Genomic DNA, 17,023 nt, shown 5'->3' on the forward strand with positions numbered 1-17,023 from the left:
AATTAATTAGTGGGTAACTTCATAAATTAATTTATAGGCCCTTTTAAATTTTATTATTTTTAAATAAATGTTTACTATTGATTAATAAGTTGTTAAATTATTGTATAATAGAGATAATGAGATAAAAAATGTAAAAAGGGGAAATATAAATGAAATTGAAGGAGCTTTTAATGTTCGTATCAGAAAAAGGTGGATCAGATTTGCATTTGTCTGTTGGTATACCGGCTGTTCAGAGGGTGAATGGTGAGTTGATAAGTGTAAATGAAGAAGTTTTATCAAGAGAAGTAATGGAAGAATACAGTAAAGAAATTCTTCAAGAAGAGTATTTAAAGTACTTAGAAATAGGTGAGTATGACAAATTATACAGTTTAGAAGGTGCAGGCAGATATAGAGTTAATTTATATAAAGAGCGTGGGTTTGATACAATTGCAATTAGAGTTGTTCCATATGATATACCTACATTAGATGAGTTAAAACATCCTCATATTATAAAAGAATTTACAAATAAAAAAGATGGATTAATACTTATAACGGGGCCGACTGGAAGTGGGAAGAGTACTACAATGGCTGCCATGATAAATGAAATAAATATAAATAAAAAAAAGCATATTATAACACTAGAAGATCCTATTGAATATGTACATAGACATAAAAAATCAATTATTAATCAGAGGGAGATAGAAATAGATACTAAAAGTTATGATAGTGGATTAAGATCAATACTAAGGGAAGACCCAGATGTAATATTGGTAGGAGAGATAAGGGACTTAGAGACTATGTCAGCGGTTTTATTAGCAGCGGAAACAGGGCATTTAGTAGTGTCTACATTACACACTATAAGTGCATATAAAACTATAGATAGAATAATTAATTATTTCCCAGCTGAACAGCAGTTAAGGGTTAGAAATCAATTATCAACAGTATTAAAGGGAATTGTATGCCAAAGACTGTTTAAAAAATCAGATGGTAGTGGCAGAATGGCTGCACTTGAAATTATGGTAAATACTCCAGCAGTTCAAAATCTTATAAGAGAAGGGAAGATACATCAGATTCCTTCAACCATGGAGACTTCGGCAAAGTATGGAATGCAAACTATGGATATGGCTATTAATAAAATTAGCAATTTGATAGAAAACAATGAATAATGGAATGAAATAAAGTTGAAAAATAACCGATTATAGTGGGGTTTGACAGGCTACAATAAAATAATTTGCTATTGTATTTTCAGTCATTAAGTTTTATACTGTAATTAGAAAATTAAATGGTTTAATGGCATATTTGTAAACTTACAGAGGATTATTTGCAAGATACCTTGAATTTATTATGTATTTATTCTATTAATTTGAAGGAATTTAGGCTTTAATGTTGAATATACCTTTGTACACGGTAAACTTCTTAGGAAGTAGAATGTGAGGGTAAGTGAGATGAAAGATTACGTTGTTGGATTAGATATAAGTTCTTCAAAGGTATGTGGGATAGTTGCGAATCTAGACAGAGAAAATAAGATACAGATTTTAGGCGTTACAACATCTGACTATAACGATATCAATGATAATGTTATAGTGGATGAAAAGTATATTTCCCATATAGTTAGTAATGTAATAAAGAGGTTAGAGGATATAGTTAGCTCACCGCTAGAATATGTATACTTATCTGTACCAATTTCATTATGTGAAGTTGTGAAAACTAAGGGCGTTATATCATTTCCTACAATTAAAGAAATTACTAAAGAAGATATAGTAAATGTATGTGAAGTTGCAAAATTTGGCGTTAGTAAAAATCAAGAAATCGTCCAAGTTGATATTGAAGAGTACATAGTGGATGGAATGAAAAATATAAGTAATCCATTTGGAATGAAAAGTATGATTCTTGAGTCAGAGGGCAATGCATTTATATTAGAAAGTAAATATGTTAATGAATATAAAAAATGTTTAGAAGAAACTGGAATGAAGGTAAAGGGATGGGTTGTTAATTCTATAGGAATAGCTAAAGATGTTGTAAAAGAAGATGAACTTGATAAGGGCGTAGCTATAATAGATATAGGGAATTCTAATACGGAAGTTACAGTATTCAAAAACAATAAGTTTTTAGACTTTTTTTCAGTGCCTTTAGGTGGAGGAAATATTACTAATGATATTTCAATTTGTCTAAAATTATCACGAAAAGATAGTGAAAGATTAAAATTCAAGTGCAACAGTCTGCTAAAAGAAAATTCCATGGAGAATCATAGAATTAAGGTTAACACTAACGAAAATAATATTGTAGATGTTAATTCTGAAGTGGTGATTGATATAATTTATGAGAGGATAAAGGAACTTCTTGAAATAATTAGTAGCAATATAGAAAAAAAACATCTAAATAATGAAATTGAGAGTTTTGTAATTGTCGGTGGTGGAATATCGTTGTTTAGGGATATTACAGTAGTGTCATCTGAATTGTTAGGGAAGCCAACGAGAGTTGGAGTTCCAAACTATGTTGGGGCAGCGAATCCGATATATTCAACAGCAACAGGCATTATAAGGGATGTTTTAAAACAACAACAGAATTTTAATAGTGATGAAAGCTTATATGACAACATTAATGTAGAAGCAAATGGGAAAAAAATTGTTAAAAATACAAATAAGTTTATAGCAAAAATAAAAGGAATTCTTAAGGGTTTTTCTAATGAGGAGGTAATAAAGTGATTGATTTCGATGTACAAAATGAAGACCTATGCAAAATTAAAGTTGTAGGATGCGGTGGCGGTGGAAACAACGCTGTAAATAGAATGATTGAAGAGGGGCTAAAGAATGTTGAATTTATAGGTATTAATACAGATAAGCAAGCATTAGTTCTATCTAAGGCAGAATTTAAAATTCAATTAGGGGACAAGTTAACAAGAGGGCTAGGTGCAGGTGCAAATCCGGAAATAGGTAGAAAAGCAGCTGAAGAAAGTAAGGAAGAAATAATAGAGGCTTTAAAAGGGTCAGATATGGTGTTTATCACTTGTGGAATGGGTGGCGGAACTGGTACTGGTGCAGCTCCCGTTGTAGCAGAAATTGCAAAATCTATGGGAATTCTTACTGTAGGAGTTGTAACAAAACCATTCCCTTTTGAAGGTAGAAAAAGAATGATACATGCTGAAACGGGAATTAAGTCGTTAAAGGAATCAGTGGATACATTAGTAACAATTCCTAATGAAAGATTATTATCGGTAGTAGATAAAAAAACTACACTTGTGGAGTCATTTAGAAAAGCAGATGACGTTTTAAGACAAGGGGTACAAGGTATATCTGACCTTATAACGATACCAGGATTAATAAACCTTGACTTTGCTGATATTAGTACGATTATGGTAAATAAGGGGCTTGCTCATATGGGAGTAGGGATTGGTACAGGGGACAACAGAGCTCAAGAAGCAGCTAGACAGGCAATTGCTAGTCCACTTCTAGAAACTTCAATTATAGGTGCAACTGGAGTGCTTTTAAATGTTACTGGAGGATCTGATTTATCATTATTGGAAATCAATGAAGCTGCTCAAATAGTTCAAGAAGAAGCGGACCCAGATGCAAACATTATATTTGGAGCTGTAATTGATGAAAGCTTAAAGGATGAAATAAGAATAACAGTTATAGCAACTGGTTTTGAGAGTGAAAAAAATCAACTAGACAGTAATATAGGAGGATTTGATACCATTAAGAAACCAGGACAAGTTGCAAAATCGGAAGTAGCGGCAACTCAAATGACAGAATCAGCAAGTGGTAAAGATAATAGTGAGGATTTCACAGTTCCTACATGGCTTAGGAAAAATATGAGATAATTAGAATGTATAAATAAATTTAGGAGAGTATACCATTTTAAAGTGGGTACTCTTCTTTTTTTCTTTAGAATTATGATAGAAGTTTTATAATTCGTCAATAAACCCTTAGAAATTACGTGTTAGGAGAATTGCTGAAAGTAAAATAATTTTTCTAAAGTATGGGTGGTAGTAGGCTAGATGGTATTGTGTGAAGAATTTATAGGAGAAAACAATCGCAAAATGACATAAAATTCTAGTAATAATATAAAATTTAGTAATATGATTTTACAAATTTTACTGTTAGTAATCTATATAATAATTTTAAGGGGGTAAGGCAAATGATAGTATACTTAGATATACTTTTAGTGGAAAACTTTTTTGTAAATTTATTTTTACTTACATTAACTATGCAGACCATAAAAAAGAAAGTTACAGCGAAGAAACTAATATTAGGTGCATCAATTGGAAGTATATATGTTATATCAATCATCTGGCCACAGTTGCATGTGTTTACAGCAACTCCTTTTAAAATATTAGTTGCATTAATAATGGTAGGAATTACTTTTGATAAAAAAGATATTATGACAATATTAAAAGGAACAGGAATTTTTATTTTATACTCTGTAGTTCTTGCAGGAATGACTTTCTATTTAGCTATTCAAGAAAATTCAACACTATCTCCAAATGCCATGATATATAATTTTTCATGTAAAGGACTTGTATTATCGCTGATGATTATATATTTAGTATCACACCGGTTAGTTATTTACGTGAAAGAGAGGAAAGTGCTTGTAAGTTATGTATATAATACTGAGATTTATATAGCGGATGAGAAAATTTTAGTTAAAGCTTTTCTTGACACTGGCAATGAACTTACAGAACCAGCAACAAATTTGCCAGTTATGATAGTGGAAAATGAATTTTTTTCTGGGTTAAATTTAGAGAACTATATAATATATAATATTCCTTATTCAGGGGTTGGTGGATGTGGTGGCAAACTTATTGGGATAAAACCGGATAGTGTAAAGATAGATATTCAGGGGAATATGAAAGAAGAAAGTTTGATATTAGCATTTTGCGATATAAAACTTAGCAAAAATAATGATTACAATGGGCTTTTACCAAGGGGAATTATAGAATAGGGGGCGTTTTTATGGGCAAAGTATTAAAAATATTTTCAAATGTAAAGGATAGGTTTCAGGGGCTATTAAGCAAGATATTAAGTCGATTTAGCGTATTTTCAAAATCTATTTATTACATAGGGGGGAATGATGCTTTACCACCACCACTTACAAAGGAAGAGGAAGAAGCTTTAGTTGGTGATTTAGAAATGGGTAATGAAAGTATAAGATCTATTCTTATTGAAAGAAATCTAAGATTAGTTGTTTATATTGCAAGGAAGTTTGAAAATACGGGGGTAAATGTTGAGGATTTAATTTCAGTAGGAACTATAGGGTTAATAAAAGCTGTAAATACATTTGCGCCTGAAAGAAAAATAAAATTAGCTACCTATTCATCAAGGTGTATAGAAAATGAAATTCTTATGTATCTTAGAAGAAATAACAAAATAAAAACAGAAATATCATTTTATGAGCCATTGAATATAGATTGGGATGGGAATGAACTTTTATTATCAGACATATTAGGGACAGATAGCAATGTGGTATATAATTATATTGAGGAAGAGGTAGATAGACAACTTTTGGGGATAGCTATGAGCAAACTGAATAGTCGGGAAAAAGAAATTATTGAGTTTAGGTTCGGATTAAATGGGATTCAAGAGAAGACCCAGAAGGAAGTGGCTGATATGCTTGGTATATCGCAATCTTACATTTCAAGGTTAGAAAAGAGAATAATAAAAAGACTTAAAAAAGAAATTAATAAAATGTTGTAAGGTTGTCTTTAGTATAAAAAAAATACTTCAGGAGATAATTTTAATGTGATTATTCTGAAGGGGATGAGACCTTATGATGATTAATAAAGTGGAAATTTGTGGAGTTAATACTTCAAAACTACCTGTATTAAAAGAAAAACAAATGAGAGAGCTGCTAATCAAAATCAAGCAGGGCGATAAAAACTGCAGAGAGGACTTTATAAGAGGTAACCTGAGATTAGTATTAAGTGTAATTCAAAGATTCAACAACAGAGGGGAAAATGTAGATGACTTATTTCAAGTAGGCTGCATAGGACTTATGAAGGCTATAGATAATTTCGATTTAAGTCAAAATGTAAGGTTTTCCACTTACGCAGTGCCGATGATAATTGGAGAAATTAGGCGGTACCTTCGGGATAACAACTCTATTAGAGTGAGTAGATCATTAAGAGATATTGCATATAAAGCATTGCAAGTTAGAGACAGATTGGTTAATAAAGATAATAAGGAGCCAACGATATCTCAGATTGCAAAAGAATTAGAAATGCCTAAGGAAGAGGTTGTGTTTGCATTAGATGCCATACAAGATCCTATTTCACTATTTGAACCCATATATCATGATGGCGGAGATGCTATATTTGTAATGGATCAAATTAGTGATAGTAAAAACTTAGATGAAGGCTGGCTTGAAAATATTTCTATAAAAGAGGGGATGAAAAAGCTTACAGATAGAGAAAAATTAATTTTGAATTTAAGATTTTTTCAAGGGAGAACTCAAATGGAAGTAGCAGATGAGATTGGAATATCTCAGGCTCAGGTTTCGAGACTAGAAAAAACAGCATTAAAACATATGAGAAAACACGTATAAGATAAATGATCTTAGATAGAACAATTAGTTTTTTCAAAGGTATATGTTGTATTACTTTTATAATAATTAATATAGCATATTAATATCAGTTATAAGCTAGTTCAATTTGAGTTTCATATGGAAAAAATTTCATAGTTATTATGCTGAAAAAAGAGCCAAAGGCTCTTTTTTTTGTTCTATATTAATATGAGGTGAATATAGATTAATTGATATTAAATTAAGGGGGTAATTGTATGGAAACATCTATGTTTGCAGTAAATAGTTTGAAAACAATGGAGATTATAGATATTAATACAGGTACAAAATTAGGATATATAAAAGATTTTAAAGTTAACTGTGAGGTGTATAAGTTGGAGTCGATAATTATACCGACCCAGAAAGCTGGGTGGTTTTCTAAAAATGAGGATATAGAATTGCCTTGGGAAAGAATTAAAAAAGTTGGAATAGATGTAATATTAGTTGATGGAGAAGGTATTGTGGAAAATAGTTGATAAAAGAATTTATTATATACAAATGATAAGTACTTTGTGTATAATCAGAGTATGAAAAGGTATTGTAAGTATTAAATTTACAAAATAAAAATTAATAGTATGAATAAAATATATAGTATAAACTTAAAAAACTTAAAAGGATGTGAGGGTGATGAAGTGTCCTTATTGTAGTAGTGAAGAGAGTAAGGTCGTAGACTCAAGATCAACAGAAGATGAAGTTGCAATAAGGCGAAGACGGGAATGCTTTGGATGTAACAAAAGATATACTACTTATGAAAAAATAGAAGATATTCAAGTTTTTGTTATAAAAAGAGATTTAACGCGAGAAGTTTTTAACAGGGATAAGATTATAAATGGAGTAATTAGAGCTTGTGAAAAACGTCCGATATCAAGATTTAACATTGAAAATTTGGTGAACACTATAGAGAAAAAAATCAATAATAATATGACTAGTGAAATTAGTTCAGAATCGATAGGAGAATTAATATTAGAAAATCTTAAAGATATAGACGAGGTTGCATATATAAGATTTGCATCAGTATATAGAAAGTTTGATGATATTAATAGTTTTATAGAAGAGATAAAAAGATTAAGTGGTGATAAGTGCGATGAAACTATATAATATTCATGGATATGAATTTTTAATGTATTCATTAAAAAATAATATATCGGTTGGATTTTCTACGGGAAAAAATAATATTAGTTTTAATAAAAATATAGAAGAAGGTAAAAAAAATTTGCAAAACCTCAAAGAAATATTTGACATTAATGAGGTTGTTTACCTAAATCAAGTCCATGGAACATTAGTTCAAGAATATAGAAAAGATGCAAATATAATAAATGTAGATGGGGATGGGTTGATAACTGCTGAGCAAGATACAATTATAGGTGTTTTTACGGCGGATTGTGTACCTATAATTTTAGTAGACGAAGAGAAAAATGTTATATCAGCTATTCATAGTGGATGGAAGGGTACCTTAAATAATATAATTAAAAATGGAGTTAGAGCCATGGAAAATAATTATAGTTGCAATTTAAATAGTATCAAAGCTTTTATAGGACCACATAATAAAAGTTGTTGCTATGAGGTGAGTCAGGAACTTATCGATATATTTAAAAGTAGTGAATTATTTAAAGGGGAAGTAATTAACTATGAAAGAAATTTAGATTTGCAAAAATGTGTAGAGATTGAATTAATCGATTCTGGAATAAAGAAAGAAAATATAATATCTTTAAATTTATGCACATATTGTAGTCAAGCTATAAAACTATATTCTTATAGAAAGAAAGAAGAGTCTCATGGGAGATTATTTTCCTTTGTGTTTGCCCATGAGTTGGAGGTGTAATAATTATGGAAAAGACAGTGTTAGTGGTTGATGATGAGATACATATTCAGGAACTTATTAAGTTCAATTTGGAGAAAAATGGATTCAGTGTTTTAACAGCTGATAATGGAGATGATGCCTTGGAAATTGTAGAAAATGAGAAGGTGGATTTAATATTTTTAGATCTTATGCTGCCAGGTAAAGATGGACTGGAGGTGTGTAAATCAATTCGCAGAAATCCATCTATAGATAGTATACCGATAATAATGATTACAGCTAAAGGAGAGGAACTAGATAAAGTGCTAGGGTTGGAACTTGGAGCTGATGATTATATAACTAAACCATTTTCTATAAGAGAGTTAGTGGCAAGAGCAAAGGCGATTTTAAGAAGAATGGGGATTAAACAAGAGGATAATAGTTTTAAATTCGGAGATATAAGTATTGACTTCCAAAAACATGAGGTTTATCGGAAACGTGAAAAAATAGAACTAACGTTAAAGGAGTTTGAACTTCTTGAAATACTTATAAAAAATAAAGGACGAGTGATGACTAGGGACTTTTTATTAGAGAAAATATGGGGATATGAATATGTTGGGGAAACTAGAACTGTAGATGTTCATGTTAGGCACTTAAGACAGAAGATAGAAGAAAATGATAAGAGTCCAATATACATACAAACTATTAGAGGCATTGGATATAAATTTAATTATGGAGAAGGGTATGAGAGATAGACTAAATGGAACTATGAAAAGAAGACTAATGCTAAGTGTATTGGGAGTATTGGTTTTTATGTTAATATTTACTATATCGTTGTTTTATGCAATATCTACTCATGAAAGAGAATCTAATGCAAAAAAAGAATTAAGCACATATAGTCATTTGCTTAGTCAATATATGAAAGATGTAGATTATGGAAATGCAAAATCAGTAATAGATAAATATAGTGATTTAGGTATTAGAATATCTGTTATAGCTGAAGATGGAGAGGTTATATTTGACTCTGTTATGAATGAAGATTTATTGCCGAATCACATCAATAGAGAAGAGATAATAGGGGCAACCGAAAATGGTGAGTACTGTGTTACAAGATATAGCTCAACAGAAAAAAAAACTGTTATTTACTATGCGGTGGCTATGGATAATGGATTAATAATTAGGACTTCAAGAGATGTGCAAAATATAAATAAATTAGAGGATACATACCTAGTGTGGTATAGTATTGCAATAGTAATGATTATGACAATATCTTTTTGGATATCAAACAAGCTATCATATGTTATAGTTAAACCTATTCGTGATTTAGATTCTATAACGTCGATGATTGCAAATGGGGAATTAAGTAGACGTGTTAAGGTGACTACAAATGATGAACTAGGGCAGTTGGCATCAAATTTTAACCACATGGCATCTGAACTTGAAGGAAGCCTGAATGAGCTTAGTGAGAAGCAAAATAAACTTTCGGCTATACTACAGAGTATGGAAAGTGGAGTAATTGCAATAGATAACAATCGGAATATTATTACTATTAATAATTATGCTAAAAAGATATTTAATATTAAACATGATGTAGTAGGCAAGCCGGTTAAGCATATATGTAATGATATCGATTTTCAAGATATGTTTTCAATGAGAGATAGAGATATACAAGAGTTTATACTAAGATTTCCGGTGAGAAAAATACTACGAGTTAAAACTACGGATATTATAGTTAATAATCATCAACATATTGGTGCAGTTGCAGTAATTCAAGATATTACAGAGTTTAAAAAATTAGAAAATATGCGAACTGAATTTGTAGCGAATGTATCTCATGAACTTAAAACACCATTAACATCAATTAGAGGATTCGCTGAAACATTAAAGGATGTAGACGATGAAGAGACTAAGAATAAATTTTTAAATATTATAAATGAAGAAGCAGAAAGACTTACAAGACTTATATCGGATATTTTGCTTTTGTCCCAAATTGAACATAAGCAGGAGTTTAAACGAGAAGTATTTGATGTAAATAAAGTTATTGAAGATGTGTTTTATCTTATGAAAAATACAAGTGATAAGAAACAAATTAATATTGAGATTGTAGGGGATAATATACCTAACATATTAGGTGATAAAGATAAATTCAAACAAATGATTATTAATCTTGTTGATAATGCTATAAAATACAGTGATAATTTTGACGCTGTAATAATAACTAAGAAAGCAAATGATAGAGATTTCTCTATAATAATTGAGGATACAGGAATGGGTATAGATGAAAGTTTTATACCAAGACTATTTGAACGGTTTTATAGAGTTGATAAAGCTAGATCTAGAGCTAAAGGCGGAACGGGACTAGGGCTTGCAATAGTAAAACATATTCTTATTGGATTTAATGGTAGCATAAATGTAGAGAGCACTTTAGGTGTTGGAACTAAATTTATTATAAATGTACCATATAATGCCGATAAGTAAACAGAGAATAAAAACATATTTTAATGAAAGACTATAAGCTATAGGCAGCTTATAGTCTTTTATAATTTCTATAATTAAAGCAATGATATATATTTTATATATCATATATAACACCGAGGGATATAAATTACTTATGTTAAATTTCATTAACATAAGTAAATTATTCTTAATATGGTCATAATAGTAGCTTAACTGACAATGTGTAAAATAAGATTTGTAAGGAAAATTAAAAGAGAATATGGAGGGGACTTAATATGAAAAAGAAATCAATAAAAATGATAATTTTAGCATTAGTTGCAACGATGACTACAGGATTACTTGTAGGCTGTGGTGGTAAAGATAATGAGGGAAGTGATACTGGAAAGGATGTTACAATTAAAATTTCAGGATCAACATCAATCGGACCATTAATGGAAAAGGAAGCAGAAGCATATAAAGGTAAAAACTCAAATGTTAATATAGAAGTACAACAAATTGGTTCTTCAGCAGGAATTAAGAATGCAATAGAAGGTGTTAGTGAAATAGGTATGGCATCACGTGAACTTAAAGAACAAGAAAAAGCAGAAGTAATTGAAACGGTGATAGCATATGATGGAATAGCAATTGTAATTCACCCAGCAAATGCAGTAACCAACTTAACCATGGAACAAGTTAAGGGAATATATACAGGCAAAATTAAAAATTGGAAAGAAGTTGGAGGAAAGGATTCTCCAGTAGTTGTTGTGTCAAGAGATGAAAGCTCAGGTACTAGAGATGCATTTCAAGAACTAGTTGGATTTAAATCAGAAGAATTAGAGAAGACTGCAACAATATCAGATGGAAATGGAAATGTAAAAACTACAGTTGCAACGAATGAAAATGCAGTAGGATATATTTCTTTTGAGCAGGTAGATAGTTCTATAAAAGCTTTAAATGTTGAAAATGTAGAAGCGACTCCAGCTAATGTTATAAATAAAACATATAAAATATCAAGACCATTCTTAGTAGTGTACAAAGAAAAGGGAATAACAGAAGCGGGGAAAAAATTCATAGATTATATATTGAGTGATGAAGGGCAAGGGCTTGTTGAGAAGTCAGGTGGAATAAAAGTTAAATAGGTATGTAGTACCTTGTAATAGAGTATACATTTGAGGAATATGAAGTTCTCAAATGTATACTGGAATTAAGTTGGAGGTTAATTATATGGTAAATAAGTCAAATAAGACTGGGAATATAAATGGTAAAAAACCAATAATGGGAACTAAGTATTTTTTAGATGTTTTGTCTAAAAACATATTTAAAGGTTGTGCATTAGTAGCCGTTATAAGCTTGATAATAATAATAGGTTTTGTATTTTATAAAGGATTAACACCTTTTGTATCTAAGGGATATTCTTTTAGGGAATTTATATTTGGAACAGAGTGGGTACCAAGTGCTAATAAATTTGGTATTTTACCTATGATAATAGCATCTATTTATGGAACGCTAGGATCCCTTGTGGTAGGGGTTCCGATTGGTATATTAACAGCTGTGTTTATTGTAGAAATAGCACCTAAGCCAATATCCAAAATAATGTCTCAAGGAGTAGAGCTTCTAGCGGGGATTCCATCAGTATTATTTGGTATATTTGCGCTTGGAATAATTGTACCTACTATTCAACATAAACTTAATTTACCTAAAGGACAAGGATTACTTGCAATTATAATAGTGCTATCTGTAATGATGTTACCTACAATAATTTCAGTGGCTGAAACGGCAATAAAGTCAGTGCCAAAGCATTATAAAGAAGCATCACTTGCTCTTGGAGCATCTCAGATTGAAACTATATTTAAAGTGACTCTGCCAGCTGCTAAGTCTGGAATTTTAACAGCGGTTGTATTGGGAATGGGAAGAGCAATAGGTGAAACTATGGCGGTTATATTAGTAGCTGGAAATAGCCCAATTATACCAATGAGTATAACAGATGGAGTTAGACCACTTACTACTAATATTGCATTAGAAATGGGATATGCATTTGGAACACATCAAGAAATGTTATTTGCAACAGGGGTAGTTTTATTCTCATTCATATTGTTATTAAATCTTGTATTATCAAAAATATCGGAAAAGGCAGGTAATTAAAATGAGAAAATTAAAGGATAATATCTTTAAAATAATTCTATGGTTATCTGCATTATTGACAATGACTGTTATTTTAACTATTATTGGATATATATTCAAACAAGGATTTGGACTTATAGACTTAGAATTTATATTTGGAAACTATTCACCTACAACTGGTGGAGGAATATTACCAATGATAGTTACAACTATATTAACTGTATTAGTTTCCCTCGCAATATCCATACCAATAGGAATTGGAGGCGCAATTTATTTGCAAGAGTATGCAAAACAAGGTAGGGTTGTAAAGTTAATCAGATTTGCTACTGAGAGCCTTGCAGGGATACCATCCATTATATATGGACTATTTGGAACTGTATTCTTTGTATCTACATTAAAAATGCAGTTTTCAATACTTTCAGGATCATTAACCCTCGCAATTATTGTTTTGCCGGTAATTATAAGAACAACGGAAGAGGCATTAAAAACTGTGCCACCTAGTTATAAAGAGGGAGCTATAGCATTAGGATCAACTAAATTTGAAGTGCTACATAAAATTATAGTTCCAAGTGCAATGCCAGGAATATTATCAGGTGTAATTCTATCAATTGGAAGAATCATAGGAGAATCTGCGGCAATGCTTTTAACAGCAGGGACTGTAGCTGCTATGCCTAAAGGTATAATGTCTAGTGGTAGAACACTTACCGTTCATGCATATTTAGTAGCTAAAGAAACAGGTAATATACAGTTAGCATCAGCAATAGGTGTTGTGTTGATTTTTGTAATCTTAATGTTGAGCTTGTTAGCAAAAGGAATTACAAGAACTATAAATAAAGAAAGATAAATGACGCTCTAAATTCATGATTTAGTTGGTGGAATATAACCAGTATAAATATATAGTGAAGAGTAAGTAGGAGGAAAATGTATGTCAATAATTTCAACGAAAGACCTTAATTTATATTATGGAACTAGTCGTGCATTGAAAAATATAAATATAGATATAGATAAAAATAGTGTAACAGCACTAATTGGTCCATCGGGGTGTGGTAAATCTACATTTCTTAGAACTTTAAATAGAATGAATGATCTAATTGATGGAGTTAGAATTGAAGGTGACGTTATATTTGAGGATAAAAATGTTTATAAGGACTTAAATGAGATAGAATTAAGAAAAAGGGTGGGGATGGTATTTCAAAAACCAAATCCGTTTCCGATGTCGATTTATGATAATATAGCTTATGGTCCAAGAATACATGGGATTAAGGATAAAAAAAGATTAGATGAAATTGTGGAGAAATCTCTTAAAGGTGCAGCGCTTTGGGATGAAGTTAAGGATAGGCTTAAAAAAAGTGCCATGGGGCTCTCGGGTGGACAACAACAAAGGTTGTGTATTGCTAGAACTATAGCTGTTGAGCCAGAGGTCATCTTAATGGATGAGCCGACTTCAGCATTAGATCCGATTTCAACATTAAAGGTTGAAGAATTAATGGATGTTCTTAAAGAGAAATATACTATAGTTATAGTAACTCATAATATGCAACAAGCAGGGCGGATTTCAGATAAGACAGCATTCTTTTTGAATGGGGAAATTGTAGAATATGGCAAGACAGAAGAGATGTTTCATAAACCAAAGGATAAGAGAACAGAAGATTATATAACAGGTAGATTTGGATAGAAATATTAGAGGATTTATAGTATTATATTATAAACTTAGTATTAAAATAGTGGGGTGAAGTATATGACTAGGAATGGTTTTGATTTCAAATTAGAACAATTACATCAAGAACTTATAAAAATGGGGAATTCGGTAGAAAAACAAATAAAGGATAGTGTAGAAGCTTTAAGAAATAAAGATAAAGACTTAGCTGAATTTGTAATAGAAAATGATGATGTGATAGATAAATATGAAGTAGAAATAGAGGATAAATGTATTAAGCTTATGGCTACAGAGCAACCATTAGCAGTTGATTTAAGAAAAATATTTATAACAACAAAAATTATAACTGATTTAGAACGAATGGGAGATCATGCAGTTGATATAGCTAAAATTGCAGTTAAGTTGATCGATGAAGAGTATATTAAAGAATTAGTAGATATACCTAAAATGGCAGAATTAGTGCAGATTATGATCAGAGAAGCTTTAAATGTCTATGTAACTGGGAATGTAGATAGAGCATATGAAGTATGTAAGATGGATGATGAAGTTGATGATTTATTTAAAGTTATACTTAATGAACTATTAGTTATAATGAGAGAAAATTCTAATGTAATAAATCAAGCTAGTCAGTTCTTATTTGTATCAAAGTTTCTAGAAAGAATGGCGGATCATACTACCAATATATGTGAATGGACAGTGTATTTAGAAACAGGAGAAAAACTAAATTTAAATTAGAAAAATATTACTAACTAAAACTTTAGTTGACTGCACAATATTAAGTGGTCAACTTTTTCTAGTTTTAGGGGAAAAACTTCGATTATTATCTTTCTGAAGAATAAATATGAAGATGATTTAGATAAAAAGGATGTAATATTCAGTGGAAGAAAAATATCATATGGAGATAAGTTAATGTTTATGCTATAATCAATCCTTGATTAATGTATATATTTTATCTAAAGATATTTCATTAGAAAACATATTGACAGTTGAAGAAATATTAAAATGTAACATTGACTAGAGAATATAATTAAGATAATATTACATAATAGTGGGTATAATCATACTAAGTGAAAGTAATTTATTGATTGAGATTAAAAAATTATTAAATAGAGTTTTAACTGATAGTGAAAATACTTGTAAAGCTAATAAAGGAGATAAAAGTATGAAAAATGAAATAAGTAAAATTATTCCAGGATCTATAGCTGAAGAGGTAGAAATTCAAGTTGGAGATAGGTTACTTAGTATAAATGAAAATGAAGTTAAAGATATAATTGATTATAAATATTTGATAACAGATGAGGAGTTAGTGTTGGAGATAGAAAAAACTAACGGAGAAATCTGGGAAATTGAAATAGAAAAAGATTATGACGAGGATTTAGGGATAGTATTTAGAGAAGGTATATTAGATAAACCTATGAGTTGTCATAATGATTGTATTTTTTGTTTTATAGATCAACTTCCAAAAGGTATGAGAGAAACTCTTTACTTTAAGGATGATGATTCTAGATTGTCATTTCTTCAAGGTAATTTCTTGACCTTAACAAATATGAAGGAAGAGGATATTGAGAGAATAATAAAGTATAAAATAAGTCCAATTAATGTGTCTGTACATACAACAAATCCAGAATTAAGAGTTAGAATGCTTAATAATAGGTTTGCAGGTGGAATATATGATATACTAAAGAGGTTGGCTGATGCAGGAATAAGAATCAACACTCAAATAGTTTGTTGTCCAGGAATTAATGATGAGAAAGAATTAACTAGTACAGTAGAAGATTTATATAAGTTGTATCCAAATGTTAATAGTGTTGCAGTAGTGCCTTTAGGAGTTACAAAACATAGACAGGGACTAAGAGAACTTAAACTATTTACAAAGGAAACATCCTTAGAACAAATTAAGTTAATTCAAAAGCTTCAAGAAAAATATTATAATGAGGTAGGTACATCTTTTGTAAAATTATCTGATGAATTTTACATTGTATCTGGTGAGCCACTACCAGGTGGTGATCATTATGAAGGATTTGGTCAAATTGAAGATGGAATTGGAATGGTAACATTATTACACCAAACCATTGATGAAACAATTAAGAACCTAAAAACAAGTGGAAGTGGATCCTTTACAATGATAACAGGTGCACTAGTTTACCCTGAAATAGAAGAAATAAAAAGAAAAATACAAAGTGTAAACAAAGATGTAAATATTTTTGTGGAAAAGATATTAAATAAATTTTTTGGAGAAACTATTACGGTAACAGGGCTTTTAACTGGTACTGATATAATAAATACATTAAAGGATAGAGAAGTTGGAGAGTATGTGATATTACCTGATAATTTGATTAGAAAAGGATATGAGCTTTCAGATTCAGATGAATTGATATTATTAGATGATTATACTATAGAAGATTTAGCCAAAATACTAAATAGAAAAGTTATTGTTTGTGATTTTACAGGAGATGATTTAATCTCTATAATCAATGAACACTTAAGGGAGGATTAAT

The 17,023-nt window shown here is 30.4% G+C and carries 17 protein-coding genes; all 17 read left to right on the top strand.

What is annotated here, in order from left to right; all coding sequences use genetic code 11:
- The first annotated feature begins 149 nt into the window (after positions 1-149).
- The 17 genes from RSA29_RS09985 to RSA29_RS10065 all read left to right on the top strand — a co-directional run bounded on the left by RSA29_RS09985 (position 150) and on the right by RSA29_RS10065 (position 17,022).
- Positions 150-1,145: a type IV pilus twitching motility protein PilT gene (locus RSA29_RS09985; RefSeq protein ID WP_346943060.1), complete on the top strand. Its 996-nt coding sequence runs from the start codon at positions 150-152 to the stop codon at positions 1,143-1,145.
- Between the two features lie 279 nt (positions 1,146-1,424).
- Positions 1,425-2,684, top strand: a complete 1,260-nt coding sequence (gene ftsA / locus RSA29_RS09990) for a cell division protein FtsA (protein WP_346943059.1) — start codon at positions 1,425-1,427, stop codon at positions 2,682-2,684.
- On the top strand, positions 2,681-3,799 hold the full coding sequence (gene ftsZ, locus RSA29_RS09995; protein WP_346931759.1) for a cell division protein FtsZ: 1,119 nt from the start codon (positions 2,681-2,683) through the stop codon (positions 3,797-3,799). The genes ftsA and ftsZ overlap by 4 nt, the downstream gene beginning before the upstream one ends.
- 317 nt (positions 3,800-4,116) lie before the next feature.
- Entirely contained in the window at positions 4,117-4,920 is an 804-nt protein-coding gene (gene spoIIGA / locus RSA29_RS10000) for a sigma-E processing peptidase SpoIIGA (RefSeq protein WP_346943058.1), read from the top strand.
- Between the two features lie 11 nt (positions 4,921-4,931).
- Positions 4,932-5,672: an RNA polymerase sporulation sigma factor SigE gene (gene sigE / locus RSA29_RS10005; RefSeq protein WP_346943057.1), complete on the top strand. Its 741-nt coding sequence runs from the start codon at positions 4,932-4,934 to the stop codon at positions 5,670-5,672.
- 73 nt (positions 5,673-5,745) lie between these two features.
- Positions 5,746-6,519, top strand: coding sequence for an RNA polymerase sporulation sigma factor SigG (gene sigG, locus RSA29_RS10010; protein WP_346931762.1), 774 nt, complete (start codon positions 5,746-5,748; stop codon positions 6,517-6,519).
- 233 nt (positions 6,520-6,752) lie between these two features.
- Complete coding sequence (locus RSA29_RS10015) at positions 6,753-7,010, top strand: YlmC/YmxH family sporulation protein (protein ID WP_346931763.1); 258 nt, start codon at positions 6,753-6,755, stop codon at positions 7,008-7,010.
- Between the two features lie 151 nt (positions 7,011-7,161).
- Positions 7,162-7,632 carry a transcriptional regulator NrdR gene (nrdR, locus tag RSA29_RS10020; RefSeq protein ID WP_346931764.1) on the top strand — a complete coding sequence of 157 codons (471 nt, stop codon included), beginning with the start codon at positions 7,162-7,164 and terminating at the stop codon, positions 7,630-7,632.
- On the top strand, positions 7,619-8,356 hold the full coding sequence (gene pgeF / locus RSA29_RS10025; protein ID WP_346943056.1) for a peptidoglycan editing factor PgeF: 738 nt from the start codon (positions 7,619-7,621) through the stop codon (positions 8,354-8,356). Before nrdR ends, pgeF begins: the two co-directional genes overlap by 14 nt.
- Before the next feature lie 2 nt (positions 8,357-8,358).
- Positions 8,359-9,066: a response regulator transcription factor gene (locus RSA29_RS10030; protein WP_346931927.1), complete on the top strand. Its 708-nt coding sequence runs from the start codon at positions 8,359-8,361 to the stop codon at positions 9,064-9,066.
- A complete protein-coding gene (locus RSA29_RS10035; protein ID WP_346931766.1) occupies positions 9,056-10,789 on the top strand; it encodes an ATP-binding protein in 1,734 nt (577 codons plus the stop codon). Before RSA29_RS10030 ends, RSA29_RS10035 begins: the two co-directional genes overlap by 11 nt.
- Positions 10,790-11,043: 254 nt before the next feature.
- Complete coding sequence (locus RSA29_RS10040; RefSeq protein WP_346943055.1) at positions 11,044-11,886, top strand: phosphate ABC transporter substrate-binding protein; 843 nt, start codon at positions 11,044-11,046, stop codon at positions 11,884-11,886.
- A gap of 85 nt (positions 11,887-11,971) precedes the next feature.
- On the top strand, positions 11,972-12,889 hold the full coding sequence (gene pstC, locus RSA29_RS10045; protein ID WP_346943054.1) for a phosphate ABC transporter permease subunit PstC: 918 nt from the start codon (positions 11,972-11,974) through the stop codon (positions 12,887-12,889).
- Position 12,890: 1 nt separating this feature from the next.
- Positions 12,891-13,712, top strand: coding sequence for a phosphate ABC transporter permease PstA (pstA, locus tag RSA29_RS10050; RefSeq protein ID WP_346943053.1), 822 nt, complete (start codon positions 12,891-12,893; stop codon positions 13,710-13,712).
- Positions 13,713-13,793: 81 nt separating this feature from the next.
- Complete coding sequence (gene pstB / locus RSA29_RS10055) at positions 13,794-14,543, top strand: phosphate ABC transporter ATP-binding protein PstB (RefSeq protein ID WP_346943052.1); 750 nt, start codon at positions 13,794-13,796, stop codon at positions 14,541-14,543.
- 63 nt (positions 14,544-14,606) lie between these two features.
- Complete coding sequence (phoU, locus tag RSA29_RS10060) at positions 14,607-15,260, top strand: phosphate signaling complex protein PhoU (RefSeq protein ID WP_346943051.1); 654 nt, start codon at positions 14,607-14,609, stop codon at positions 15,258-15,260.
- Positions 15,261-15,687: 427 nt separating this feature from the next.
- Positions 15,688-17,022: a DUF512 domain-containing protein gene (locus RSA29_RS10065; protein WP_346931772.1), complete on the top strand. Its 1,335-nt coding sequence runs from the start codon at positions 15,688-15,690 to the stop codon at positions 17,020-17,022.
- Position 17,023: the final 1 nt, after the last annotated feature.

The sequence above is a fragment of the Clostridium sp. genome, assembly GCF_036660475.1.
Lineage (GTDB): Bacteria > Bacillota > Clostridia > Clostridiales > Clostridiaceae > Clostridium_J.